At 59.4% G+C, this 12640-nt stretch carries 9 protein-coding genes and 2 pseudogenes; 8 read left to right on the forward strand and 3 right to left on the reverse strand.

Going from position 1 to position 12640, the window contains the following annotated elements; all coding sequences use genetic code 11:
- Window positions 1–121: 121 nt before the first annotated feature.
- The 3 genes and pseudogenes from RHM58_RS05250 to RHM58_RS05260 all read right to left on the reverse strand — a co-directional run bounded on the left by RHM58_RS05250 (window position 122) and on the right by RHM58_RS05260 (window position 2574).
- Window positions 122–886: a TerB family tellurite resistance protein gene (locus RHM58_RS05250; protein ID WP_201198252.1), complete on the reverse strand. Its 765-nt coding sequence runs from the start codon at window positions 884–886 to the stop codon at window positions 122–124.
- Window position 887: 1 nt separating this feature from the next.
- A complete protein-coding gene (murU, locus tag RHM58_RS05255) occupies window positions 888–1559 on the reverse strand; it encodes an N-acetylmuramate alpha-1-phosphate uridylyltransferase MurU (RefSeq protein WP_322269803.1) in 672 nt (223 codons plus the stop codon).
- A pseudogene (locus RHM58_RS05260) lies at window positions 1556–2574 on the reverse strand (aminoglycoside phosphotransferase family protein). The gene murU and the pseudogene RHM58_RS05260 overlap by 4 nt, the downstream one beginning before the upstream one ends.
- Before the next feature lie 130 nt (window positions 2575–2704).
- Here RHM58_RS05260 and RHM58_RS05265 point away from each other — a divergent pair.
- The 8 genes and pseudogenes from RHM58_RS05265 (at window position 2705) to RHM58_RS05300 (ending at window position 12600) form a co-directional block, all read left to right on the forward strand.
- Window positions 2705–5539: an LPS-assembly protein LptD gene (locus RHM58_RS05265; RefSeq protein ID WP_322269804.1), complete on the forward strand. Its 2835-nt coding sequence runs from the start codon at window positions 2705–2707 to the stop codon at window positions 5537–5539.
- Window positions 5514–6836, forward strand: a complete 1323-nt coding sequence (surA, locus tag RHM58_RS05270; protein ID WP_322269806.1) for a peptidylprolyl isomerase SurA — start codon at window positions 5514–5516, stop codon at window positions 6834–6836. Before RHM58_RS05265 ends, surA begins: the two co-directional genes overlap by 26 nt.
- Window positions 6833–7822, forward strand: coding sequence for a 4-hydroxythreonine-4-phosphate dehydrogenase PdxA (pdxA, locus tag RHM58_RS05275; protein ID WP_201198257.1), 990 nt, complete (start codon window positions 6833–6835; stop codon window positions 7820–7822). Before surA ends, pdxA begins: the two co-directional genes overlap by 4 nt.
- On the forward strand, window positions 7819–8637 hold the full coding sequence (gene rsmA, locus RHM58_RS05280; protein WP_201198258.1) for a 16S rRNA (adenine(1518)-N(6)/adenine(1519)-N(6))-dimethyltransferase RsmA: 819 nt from the start codon (window positions 7819–7821) through the stop codon (window positions 8635–8637). The genes pdxA and rsmA overlap by 4 nt, the downstream gene beginning before the upstream one ends.
- 123 nt (window positions 8638–8760) lie before the next feature.
- Entirely contained in the window at window positions 8761–9141 is a 381-nt protein-coding gene (gene apaG / locus RHM58_RS05285) for a Co2+/Mg2+ efflux protein ApaG (protein WP_201189707.1), read from the forward strand.
- Window positions 9141–10022, forward strand: a complete 882-nt coding sequence (locus RHM58_RS05290) for a symmetrical bis(5'-nucleosyl)-tetraphosphatase (RefSeq protein ID WP_322269807.1) — start codon at window positions 9141–9143, stop codon at window positions 10020–10022. Before apaG ends, RHM58_RS05290 begins: the two co-directional genes overlap by 1 nt.
- 33 nt (window positions 10023–10055) lie before the next feature.
- Window positions 10056–10384 (forward strand): annotated as a pseudogene (glpE, locus tag RHM58_RS05295) (thiosulfate sulfurtransferase GlpE).
- A 293-nt stretch (window positions 10385–10677) separates the two neighbouring features.
- Window positions 10678–12600, forward strand: a complete 1923-nt coding sequence (locus RHM58_RS05300) for a PrkA family serine protein kinase (RefSeq protein WP_201198261.1) — start codon at window positions 10678–10680, stop codon at window positions 12598–12600.
- Window positions 12601–12640 lie beyond the last annotated feature (40 nt).

Here is a 12640-nt window from a genome sequence, read left to right on the forward strand (position 1 = left end):
CGCCCCATTCGCGAGCAAGCCCGCTCCCACTCTAGACCGCGTTCATACAAACAACGCCGATCAAATGTGGGAGCGGGCTTGCTCGCGAAGGCGGCATCACTGACAACACAAATATGTGCTGCTAGCGAAAATCCCGCCGCTCCTTGATCAACGTATAGGCATTGTGCAATTCGCGCGTCTTGTCCGTTGCCTCGCGCACCTGCAACGCCGTCGCCCCGGTTCCGGCAATCTTGTCCGGATGATGACGACTGAGCAGACGCCGATAAGCCCGCTTGATCTGCGCCGGCTCACTGGTCGCCGAAACCCCCAGTAGCCGTAAAGCCTCCTGATAAGTCACAGCGTTGCTGAGCTGGCGTTTCTGCGGCTCATAGTCATGGGCCAATGCCAGTACTTGCTGCGGCGTCCAGCCCAACCATTTGCCCCACTGCGCAAGCAACTCTCGCTCACTGGTACCCGCACGACCATCGGCCCAAACCATCCGCCAACAGGCGCGCAAAACGCCTTCAGCGGCATGGGGCTGGGCACTCAAGCGCCGCAAATACCCCCGCAACCGGTCATGCCCCGATTTACCGCGATTGAACGCGGCAATCGCACGGCGTTGCGCCGATTCAGTCATGTCCAGCGAGCGCATCTCCTGACGCGCCTGCTGGATGTGGCCGTCGACCACGCGCCCGTCGATCTTGGCCAACCGACCGAGCAACACAAACAGCAGTTCATCGTTGCGCAACACCGGACGACCGCCGAGTTTTTCCCGCAAATGCCCCCAGCTCTGCAAGTGCATGCGCCGGTCCAGCGCCTGTCCCAACAAGGCGCCGAGCATGGCCCCCGGAATGCTGGCTATGGCAAAGCCCGCTCCGGCTCCGATCAGAGTCCCTGGCCACAACATGTCAGCGTCTCGCTTCTATCAGAGTTTCGGCCTCGGCCAGGCGTTCGTACGTACCGACATCTACCCAATGTCCGTTCAAACGCTCACCCGAGACTTTTCCGGCGGCCATGGCCGTGCGAAACAGTGGCGCCAGCTTGAATGCGCCGGCAGTGCAGCCATCGAACAAGTCGGGGTGCAGCACCGCGATGCCGCTGTAGGTCAGCGTCTTGGCATCCGGCTGGCCATCGCGAACCTGGCCGTAGACCAGCAGGAAGTCCCCGGCCGGGTGATGCGCCGGGTTATCCGCCAGCACCAAGTGAGCCAGCCCGGCAATGGGTTGGCGCAGCGCGTTGAAGTCGTAATCGGTCCAGATATCACCGTTCACCACCACAAACGCCTCGTCACCCAGCAACGGCAACGCGCGGAAAATCCCGCCACCGGTTTCCAGTGGTTCGCCTTCGGGCGAGTACTGAATGCTCAGGCCATAGCGCGAACCATCACCCAGGTAGTCTTCGATCTGCTGACCGAGCCAGGCGTGGTTGATCACGATCTCGGTAAACCCTGCAGCCGCCAGGGCGCGCAGGTGATACTCGATCAACGGCACGCCGCCGGCACGCACCAGCGGTTTTGGCGTGGTCAGGGTCAGCGGGCGCATGCGTTCGCCTTTACCCGCAGCCAGAATCATTGCCTTCATGCAGTGGCTCCGGAACGCAAACTGGCCAGCAACACATCCAACTCCACCAACTCAGGGCGGCGGGCAATCACAGCTTCTATATAAGCAAAGAAGCGTGGCACGTCGGCGAGGTAGCGCGGCTTGCCGTCGCGGTGGCAGATGCGGGCGAAGATGCCGATCACTTTCAGGTGACGTTGCACGCCCATCAGGTCGCTGGCACGCCGAAACTCTTCAAAGTCAGGCTGGACCGGGATGCCCAGCGCGGCGGCCTGTTGCCAGTAATCTTGCTGCCAGGCGAGCACGCGCTCTTCGGGCCAACTGAGGAACGCGTCCTTGAACAAGCAGGTTATGTCGTAGGTGACCGGGCCATAAACCGCGTCCTGAAAGTCCAGCACGCCGGGATTCGGCACGCTGAGCATCAGGTTGCGCGGCATGAAGTCGCGGTGCACCAACACTTTTGGCTGGGCCAGGGCACTGTCAATCAGCAGATCGCTGACTTGCTGCCAGAGCATTTGCTGCGCGGCGTCAAACTCGATGCCCAGCTCTTGTTTCACGTACCACTCGGGGAACAGTTCCAACTCGCGACGCAGCAACGCCACGTCATAACTTGGCAGCGGCGCCACCATCGGCAACTGCTGATAAGCCAGCAACGCCTGCAAGGCATCCTTGAACAAATCGTCGGCGTTTTCGCTGTCGATCACGTCCAGATAAGTCTTATTGCCCAGGTCATTGAGCAAAAGAAAACCGCGCTCGAGGTCCTCGGCATAAATTTTCGGCACATTTATTCCGGATTTCGCCAGCAGAAAAGCAATATCCACGAAGGGTTTGCAGTTTTCCTGGGGGGCGGAGCGTCCATCACGACGAAACTTCTGCCCTCGCCTTCCCAGCGGAAATAGCGCCGGAAACTCGCGTCGCTACTGGCCGCAGTCAACGTGGCCGGGGGCACGGCGCCCCAACCTTGCGCTGCAAAGAGGGTCGCCAGTTGTTCATCAAGCCAAACTTTCAGGTGTTGCAAGCGTACATCTTGGTCAGGCATTACAAGGGTCTCCGACGGCGCTAGCCGTCAAGCGGGTCATGCTTTATTATCCAGCATCTTTTTCAGACCATCGAGAGGCGTGCGGCCCACACCGCGGGCAGATGGCACGCAGGAAGCCCGGACTAATAAGATGGCATTGAAATCCCCCGCGTTTCGTAAAAAATTTCCGTTGTTGGTTACCGGCAGTTTGCTGGCCCTGCAACCCCTAGCCACTTCCTACGTGGTCGCCGCGGAACAGTATGACTGCTCAGTCTCTGCTTCGGGTGCCTGGAACTGTGCGCCAAAGTCGCCGGTAGCAGCATTGCCGCCGCGGCCCGTCCATGACGGCAGCGCAGTCACCGCCACGGGCGAAGCCCCGGCTGAGACCAGTTCCGGCAACGTCGCCCAAGACACCGGCACCAAGCCGATGCTGGTGACCGAAGCCAAGGGCCGTGGCCTGAAGTCCCGTAGCGCAGACTACAGTCACCTCGACTGGGTTCCGCGTGAGAACCTCACTGCTGCGCAGTTGGCCGAAACCGGTCCTTACTGCTCTGGTTCCTATATCGAACCAATTCGTCCTGGCATGAATGACAAGACGAATAAAAGTGACGCACCGACCTTTATCGGCGCCAAGGCTTCTCGCTATAACACCGAAAGTCAGGTCGGTACGCTGGCCGGTGACGTGGTATTGCGTCAGGGCAGCATGCAGGCCGAAGCCGACGAAGCCAGCCTGTACCAGGCCGAGAGTCGTGGCGAACTGAACGGCAACGTCCGCGTTCGCGACAACGGCGCACTGATCGTGGGCGACCACGCCGAAGTTCAACTCGACACCGGTGAAGCCAAGGTCGATAACGCCGAATACGTGATGCACAAATCCCGTATCCGCGGTAACGCGCTTTACGCCAAACGTGCCGAGAACGCGATCATCCGCCTCAAGGATGGTACGTACACCACGTGCGAGCCGAACAGCAACGCCTGGCAGCTCAAGGGCAACAACATCACCTTGAACCCGGCCACCGGTTTCGGTACCGCGACCAACGTGACGCTGCGGGTCAAGGACATTCCTGTCCTGTACACGCCGTACATCTACTTCCCGATCGACAATCGTCGCCAGTCAGGTTTCCTGCCGCCGACCATCGGCACCGGCAGCGACACTGGCTTCATGTTGGTCACCCCGTACTACTTCAACCTGGCACCGAACTACGATGCCACGTTGTACCCGCGCTACATGAGCAAGCACGGCTTGTTGATGGAAGGCGAGTTCCGTTACCTGACCAAGTCCAGCGAAGGTCAGTTCGGTGCTGCGTACCTCAACGACGAAAGCAACGATCGCGACAAGCAGACCGATTCCGAAAAAACCCGCTACATGTACAACTGGCAGCACAAGGGTGGCCTCGACTCGCGCACTTATACGCAGGTCGACTACACCAAGATCAGCGATCCGTTCTACTTCCAGGATCTGCAGACTGACCAGATTGGCGTGAAAAGCGCGGATTACGTGAACCAGCAGGGTTCCATTTCGTACCGTGGTGACAACTACACCGCTCGTTTGAACGCTCAGGCTTATCAACTGGCGACTATTTCGAACATCACGCCGTACGATCGTCTGCCGCAGATCACCTTTGATGGTGCGCTGCCGTATCATCCGGGCGGTCTGAATTTCGCCTACAACACTGAAATCGTACGGTTTGACCGAGACTTGAGAAGCGGCAAGGTCTTCGACGAGAATGGCGGCCCATTTGATGCGAATGGCGTCCCAGTCGGCACTGACCGTCTTGATGAAAACGTCCAGGGCTTGGCCCGTGCCAATGGTAATCGCCTAAACTTGGCACCTGCCGTTAGCCTCCCGCTGAACTGGACTTATGGTTTCTTGAAGCCAACACTCAAATACCAGTACACGCAGTACGACCTGGACCTGGACAGCACTGGCAAGACCCAGATCGCGGCCCAGACCGCGGATCAGAACAGGCTCAACGGCACTTACGATCGCAACCAGAATCGTGGGGTGCCAATTGCGAGCATCGACAGCGGCCTGTACTTCGATCGTAATACCCAGTGGTTCGGCAAGAACTATCGCCAGACCCTCGAACCGCGCCTGTACTACCTCTATGTTCCTGAGGTCAATCAGGAAGACATCCCGGTATTCGACACCAGCGAATACACCTTCAACTACGCGTCGCTGTTCCGCGACAACCGTTTCTCCGGCTCCGACCGTGTCGGCGACGAGAACAAATTGTCGCTGGGCGTGACCAACCGCTGGATCGAAGACAACGGTTTTGAGCGTCAACGCGTCAGCGTTGGTCAAGCCGTCTACTTCAAGGACCGCGAAGTCCAGTTGCCGGGTATCGACCCGAAAACTCGTCAGGACGCGCACTCCAACGTTTCGCCTTACGCACTGGAGTACGAATATCGCTGGAACCGCGATTGGCGCACCACTGCCGACTACAACTGGGACCCGGACAGCCGCAGCCCGCGTTCGGGCAGTGCGATGTTCCACTACCAGCCTGAAGACAACCCGAACAAGATCATCAACGCCGGTTATCGCTATCGCAATGACCAGGTCCGTTACGACCAGAACAGTGGTACATGGACCGTGGGCGGCGGTAACTTGGGTGTCGAAGGCCAGCCTGGTTTCGTGAAAGACTACTACAAGATCAAACAGCACGATTTCTCGGTGATGTGGCCGATCGTGCCGCAATGGAACGCCATCAGCCGTTGGCAGTATGACTACAACCGCAACCGTACCCTGGAAGCCTTCGGTGGTTTCGAGTACGACAACTGCTGCTGGAAACTGCGCCTGATCAACCGTTACTGGGTTGCCTATGACGAATTCAGTCAGGACGTTCAGCAAAACGAAAAAGGCGACCATGGCGTCTTCCTCCAAATTGTTCTGAAGGGTCTCGGCGGCGTCACCGGCGCCAAAGTAGAGAGCTTCCTCGACAAAGGCATTCAAGGTTATCGTGAACGTGAAGACCAAGCTTTCTGATTGTCTGCGCCCGCTGATGCTGGGCGCGCTGTTCCTGGGTACCGCAGCTAACGCTGCGGTGCAGTCCATCGATAAAGTGGTGGCCATCGTCGACAACGACGTGGTCATGCAGAGCCAACTGGACCAACGCGTCCACGAAGTTCAGCAAACCATCGCCAAACGCGGCGCTGCCGTACCGCCGACCAGCGTGCTGGACCAGCAGGTACTGGAGCGCCTGATCGTCGAAAACCTGCAATTGCAGATCGGCGACCGTTCCGGCATCCGCATTACCGATGAAGAGCTGAACCAGGCCGTCGGCACTATTGCCCAGCGCAATAACATGTCGCTCGATCAATTCCGCGCTGCTCTGGCTCACGACGGTCTGTCTTATGACGACGCCCGTGACCAGATTCGCCGTGAAATGATCATCAGCCGTGTGCGCCAGCGTCGTGTGGCCGAGCGCATCCAGGTGTCCGAGCAGGAAGTGAAGAACTTCCTCGCCTCCGACCTGGGCAAAATGCAGCTGTCCGAAGAGTTCCACCTGGCCAACATCCTGATTCCTACGCCGGAAAGCGCCAACTCCGACGCCATTCAGAATGCTGCCAAACAAGCGGACGCGGTTTACCAGCAACTCAAGCAAGGCGCTGACTTCGGTCAGTTGGCTATCGCCAAATCCGCCAGCGAAACCGCACTGGAAGGCGGCGACATGGGCTGGCGTAAAGCCGCTCAATTGCCACCTCCGTTCGATCGCATGCTGAGCACCATGGCCATCGGCGACGTGACCCAGCCAATGCGTACTCCCGGCGGCTTCATTATTTTGAAGATCCTCGAGAAACGTGGCGGCGAGACTCAGATGCGCGATGAAGTGCATGTGCGTCACATCCTGGTCAAACCGAGCCCGATTCGCGACGAAGAAAAAACCAAGGCGCTGGTTCAGTCGCTCTACACCCGTATCGAAGCGGGCGAAGACTTTGCCGAACTGGCGAAAAGCTACTCGGAAGATCCGGGTTCCGCCCTCAACGGCGGCGACATGAACTGGATCGACCCGAACGCCGTGGTTCCTGAATTCCGCGAAGTGATGGCCAAGTCCCCGCAAGGTCAGCTGTCCAAGCCGTTCAAGACTCAATATGGCTGGCACATTCTGGAAGTCCTTGGCCGTCGCGCCACAGACAGCACTGCCCAGGCCCGCGAACAGCAAGCGATGACCGTACTGCGTAACCGCAAATACGACGAAGAGCTACAAACCTGGCTGCGTCAGATCCGTGACGAAGCGTACGTAGAGATCAAACTCCCTGGTGCAGACCAGGCAGCGCAGTGAAACCCAAGCGTTTCGCGCTGACCCCCGGCGAGCCGGCCGGCATAGGTCCTGACCTGTGCCTGCTGCTTGCCTCGCAAGCCCAGCCACACCCCCTGATTGCCATTACCAGCCGCGACCTGCTCATCGAGCGGGCCGCGCAGCTGGGCGTGGCCGTCGACCTGCTGCCGGTCACACCGGATAACTGGCCGGACGTTCCTGCGCCGGCCAACAGCTTGTATGTCTGGGATACACCGCTCAACGCCAAGGTCACCGCCGGGCAACTGGACAAAGCCAATGCCGCTTTCGTCCTGGAAACCCTGACGCGCGCAGGCCAAGGCTGCATGGACGGGCATTTCGCCGGGATGATCACAGCGCCGGTGCACAAGGGCGTGATCAATGAATCCGGGATCGCCTTTTCCGGGCATACGGAATTTCTCGCCGACCTGACCCATACCGCACAAGTGGTGATGATGCTCGCTACACGCGGATTGCGCGTGGCGCTGGTCACCACTCACCTGCCGCTTCGCGAGATTGCCGACGCAATCACCCCGGAGCGCCTGGAGCGGGTTACGCGGATTCTGCACGCCGACCTGCAAGAAAAATTCGGCATCGCCCAGCCACGTATCCTGGTGTGTGGGCTCAACCCCCACGCCGGTGAAGGCGGACACCTGGGCCATGAAGAAATCGACATCATCGAACCCACATTAGAGCGCCTGCGCGGCGAGGGCATGGACCTTCGCGGTCCCCTGCCCGCCGACACTCTGTTTACCCCCAAATATCTGGAGCACTGCGACGCAGTGCTGGCGATGTACCACGACCAGGGCCTGCCGGTGCTGAAGTACAAAGGCTTCGGCGCGGCAGTCAACGTGACCCTCGGCTTGCCGATCATCCGCACATCGGTGGACCACGGCACTGCCCTGGACCTGGCCGGCAGCGGCAAAATCGACACCGGCAGCCTGCAAGTCGCCCTGGAAACCGCCTACCAGATGGCCGAGACCCGTTTATGACCGAGCACTACCAACACAAGGCGCGCAAACGCTTTGGCCAGAACTTCCTGCACGATGCCGGCGTTATCGATCGCATCCTGCGCGCCATCCGCGCCAAGCCTGAAGACCGCCTGCTGGAAATCGGCCCGGGCCAAGGCGCACTGACACAAGGCCTGCTCAACAGCGGCGCACAGTTGGACGTGGTGGAGTTGGACAAGGACCTGATCCCGATCCTCAACCAGCAATTCGCTGGCATGAGCAACTTCAACCTGCACCAGGGCGACGCGCTGAAGTTCGACTTCAACAGCTTGAACGCCGCGCCGAACAGCCTGCGTGTGGTCGGCAACCTGCCGTACAACATCTCTACGCCGCTGATTTTTCACCTGCTGAACAACGCCGGCATCATTCGCGACATGCACTTCATGCTGCAAAAGGAAGTGGTCGAGCGTCTGGCAGCAGGCCCTGGCGGTGGTGACTGGGGTCGCCTGTCGATCATGGTTCAGTACCACTGCCGGGTTGAGCATCTGTTCAACGTTGGCCCGGGGGCATTCAATCCGCCGCCGAAAGTCGATTCGGCCATCGTGCGCCTGGTGCCTCACGCGGTACTGCCGCACCCGGCCAAGGATCACAAGCTGCTGGAGCGCGTCGTGCGCGAAGCCTTCAACCAGCGCCGCAAGACCCTGCGCAACACCCTCAAGTTGCTGCTGAGCAATGACGAGATCGAAGCCGCCGGTGTCGATGGCAGCCTGCGTCCCGAGCAACTCGACCTGGCCGCCTTCGTGCGCCTGGCCGACAAGCTCAGCGAACAAGTCCTACAGGCGCCCGCCGCCGACTAACAGGCGATGAGCGTTATCGGGTAGGACGCCAGACGCGATGTCTGGTTTACTACCCGGTACTTGGCCTAGACTGAATCCCATCAGCTACGCCCCGCGTCCCGCTTCGTTTTTAAGGCCTCTTGCATGTCCGATCCTCGTTATCAGGTCAACGTCAGCGTCGTCACTCGCTATCTGGCAGAACAATCGCAACCCGAGCACGAACGCTTTGCCTTCGCCTACACCATCACGGTGCAGAACAATGGCGAGCTCGCGGCCAAGCTGCTGTCGCGGCACTGGGTCATTACCGATGGCGACGGGCATGTCGAAGAGGTTCGCGGTGCAGGCGTTGTAGGCCAGCAGCCGTTGATCGGTCCGGGCAACAGCCACACTTACAGCAGCGGCACCGTCATGACCTCCAAGGTCGGCACCATGCAAGGCACCTACCAGATGCTCGCCGACGACGGTAAGCACTTCGATGCCGTGATCGCGCCGTTCCGCCTCGCGGTGCCCGGAGCCCTGCACTGATGGCAACGTACGCCGTCGGTGACCTGCAAGGCTGCCTCGAACCGCTGCAATGCCTGCTCAAGCAAGTAGCCTTCGACCCTGCCAAGGACCGTCTGTGGCTGGTGGGTGACCTGGTCAACCGTGGCCCGCAGTCGCTAGAAACCTTGCGCTTCCTCTATAGCATCCGCGAATCCCTGGTGTGCGTTCTCGGCAACCATGATCTGCACTTGCTGGCCGCCGGGCATAACATCGAACGTCTGAAGAAAAATGACACCCTGCGCGAGATCCTTGAAGCACCTGACCGGGCGGAACTGCTCGAGTGGCTGCGCCAGCAAAAACTCATGCACTACGACGAGCAGCGCGACATCGCCCTGGTCCATGCCGGCATACCACCACAATGGTCGCTGCGCAAAGCCCTGAAGTGCGCTGCCGAAGTCGAATCCGCCCTGCGTGACGACAACCTCTTCGCTCCCTATCTGGATGGCATGTACGGCAACGAGCCGACCAAGTGGAACAGTGACCTCACCGGCGTTGATCGCCTGCGAGTCATCACCAACTATTTCACCCGCATGCGCTTCTGCACCAGCGAAGGCAAGCTCGACCTCAAGGGCAAGGAAGGCGCCGACACCGCGCCGCCAGGTTACGCGCCGTGGTTCAAGTACAAGGAGCGCAAGACCAAAGGCCTGAAGATCATCTTTGGTCATTGGGCCGCCCTTGAAGGCAAGTGCGATGAACCCGGCATCTTTGCCCTCGACACCGGTTGCGTCTGGGGCGGCGCCATGACCCTGATGAACGTCGATACCCTGGAGCGCCTGAGCTGCAAATGCGACGAGCAGGGCCACACCAAACCGCCAGTCGCCTCCCCTATTCCCGAACAAACGTCAGCCAGCGCCCAGCGCTAGACTGCGCTTTCAGCCGAGCCACAGGAGCCCGCCATGAGCGAATTCAAACGTATCCCCCAGAACAGGCCCAGGCCCTGCGCGAACAAGGCGCAGTGGTGGTCGATGTCCGCGATCCGGCAACGTTTGCCGCGCTGCATATCAGTGGTTCGAAGCATCTGGACAACGTTTCCATCTCGGATTTCATCCGCGCCGCCGACCTTGATGCACCGACCGTGGTGGTCTGCTATCACGGTAATTCCAGCCAGAGCGCAGCGGCGTACCTGATTAGCCAAGGCTTCTCCGACGTCTACAGCATGGATGGCGGTTTCGAGTTGTGGCGCACGACTTATCCAGCGGAAACCGCACAAGGCACCGCCGAATAATTTTTGTAACGCGCAAGCCCCGGCCCCCGTGGGCTCGCGCAGTGGCAGACGAACGGTCTGCCACAACTAATTACGTATCTCGCCTTTACCTCCCGAATTCCCAACTATCCTTAAGCGCAGGCCATCCAAAACAGGGGAGAGCCGGTACACCGGCGCGCGGGTCATCGGGAGTAGCTTTCGGGGCAGTCAGCTGCGAAAGAGTTCTGGGGGTAAACAGCAACTGCCTGTTCGGTTGCTGCCAGCAGCGACTGAGTGATCCGGCGTCGGCTCCACGTATCGAGCGAGGTGACGTCATGAGTATCTTTAGCCACTTCCAACAACGCTTCGAGTCCACACGCCAGGAAGAACTCTCGCTGCAAGAGTATCTTGAGCTGTGCAAAAAGGACCGCAGCGCCTACGCCTCCGCCGCCGAGCGTCTGCTGCTGGCCATCGGTGAACCGGAGCTGCTCGACACCTCGGCTAACTCGAGACTGTCGCGAATCTTTTCCAACAAGGTGATTCGCCGCTATCCGGCCTTTGAAGACTTCCACGGGATGGAAGAATGCATTGACCAGATCGTGTCGTATTTCCGCCATGCCGCTCAGGGCCTCGAGGAGAAGAAACAGATCCTCTACCTGCTCGGCCCCGTCGGTGGCGGTAAATCGTCCCTCGCCGAGAAGCTCAAACAGCTGATCGAGAAAGTGCCCTTCTACGCCATCAAGGGCTCACCGGTATTCGAGTCGCCCCTGGGTCTGTTCAACGCCACTGAAGATGGCGCGATCCTCGAGGAAGACTTCGGCATCCCGCGCCGCTACCTCAATACCATCATGTCGCCATGGGCCACCAAGCGCCTGGCCGAATTTGGCGGCGACATCAGCCAGTTCCGCGTGGTGAAACTCTATCCGTCGATCCTCAACCAGATCGCCGTGGCCAAAACCGAACCGGGTGATGAAAACAACCAGGACATCTCGGCGCTGGTGGGCAAGGTCGATATCCGCAAACTGGAAGAATTCCCACAGAACGACGCCGACGCTTACAGCTACTCGGGCGCGCTGTGCCGGGCCAACCAGGGCCTGATGGAATTCGTCGAAATGTTCAAGGCGCCGATCAAGGTGCTGCACCCATTGCTGACGGCGACCCAGGAAGGCAACTACAACAGTACCGAAGGCCTGGGCGCGATTCCGTTCACCGGGATCCTGCTGGCTCACTCCAACGAATCGGAGTGGCACACCTTCCGCAACAACAAGAACAACGAAGCGTTCATCGACCGGATCTACATCGTCAAAGTCCCGTACTGCCTACGGGTCAGCGACGAAGTGAAGATCTACGACAAACTGCTGTTCAACAGTTCGCTGGCCAAGGCCCATTGCGCGCCCGACACCCTGAAAATGCTCGCCCAGTTCACCGTGCTCTCGCGCCTCAAAGAGCCGGAAAACTCGAACATCTACTCCAAGATGCGCGTGTATGACGGCGAGAACCTCAAGGACACCGACCCGAAAGCCAAGTCGATCCAGGAATACCGCGACAATGCGGGTGTCGATGAAGGCATGAACGGCCTGTCGACCCGGTTCGCGTTCAAGATCCTGTCGAAAGTCTTCAACTTCGATCCGCACGAAATCGCCGCCAACCCGGTGCACCTGCTCTACGTGCTGGAACAACAGATCGAACAGGAACAATTCCAGGCCGAAACCCGCGAGCGTTACCTGCGGTTCCTGAAAGAATACCTGGCACCGCGCTACATCGAGTTCATCGGCAAGGAGATCCAGACCGCCTACCTCGAGTCTTACAGCGAGTACGGGCAGAACATCTTCGATCGTTACGTGCTGTACGCCGACTTCTGGATCCAGGACCAGGAATACCGCGACCCGGAAACCGGCGAGATCCTCAATCGCGTAGCGCTCAACGAAGAACTGGAAAAAATCGAAAAACCGGCCGGCATCAGCAATCCGAAGGATTTCCGCAACGAAATCGTCAACTTCGTACTGCGCGCCCGGGCCAACAACAACGGCAAGAACCCGACCTGGCTCAGCTACGAAAAACTGCGAGTGGTCATCGAGAAGAAAATGTTCTCCAACACCGAGGACCTGCTGCCGGTCATCAGCTTCAATGCCAAGGCCAGCAAAGAGGACCAGCAGAAGCACAACGACTTCGTCACAAGGATGGTCGAGCGCGGCTACACCGACAAACAGGTACGACTGCTATCCGAGTGGTACCTGCGGGTCAGAAAATCACAGTAACCCGCTGCCGGTAAGACCGGTTGTCGTCAGCCAGAGGCCT

The sequence above is a fragment of the Pseudomonas sp. 10S4 genome, from assembly GCF_034344865.1.
GTDB lineage: Bacteria > Pseudomonadota > Gammaproteobacteria > Pseudomonadales > Pseudomonadaceae > Aquipseudomonas.

Bases quoted from the DNA above. Each gene is read 5' to 3' on its own strand.
- RHM58_RS05250 (WP_201198252.1), bottom strand. From the start codon at position 886: ATGTTGTGGCCAGGGACTCTGATCGGAGCCGGAGCGGGCTTTGCCATA.
- murU (WP_322269803.1), bottom strand. From the start codon at position 1,559: ATGAAGGCAATGATTCTGGCTGCGGGTAAAGGCGAACGCATGCGCCCG.
- RHM58_RS05265 (WP_322269804.1), top strand. From the start codon at position 2,705: ATGGCATTGAAATCCCCCGCGTTTCGTAAAAAATTTCCGTTGTTGGTT.
- rsmA (WP_201198258.1), top strand. From the start codon at position 7,819: ATGACCGAGCACTACCAACACAAGGCGCGCAAACGCTTTGGCCAGAAC.
- apaG (WP_201189707.1), top strand. From the start codon at position 8,761: ATGTCCGATCCTCGTTATCAGGTCAACGTCAGCGTCGTCACTCGCTAT.
- RHM58_RS05290 (WP_322269807.1), top strand. From the start codon at position 9,141: ATGGCAACGTACGCCGTCGGTGACCTGCAAGGCTGCCTCGAACCGCTG.
- RHM58_RS05300 (WP_201198261.1), top strand. From the start codon at position 10,678: ATGAGTATCTTTAGCCACTTCCAACAACGCTTCGAGTCCACACGCCAG.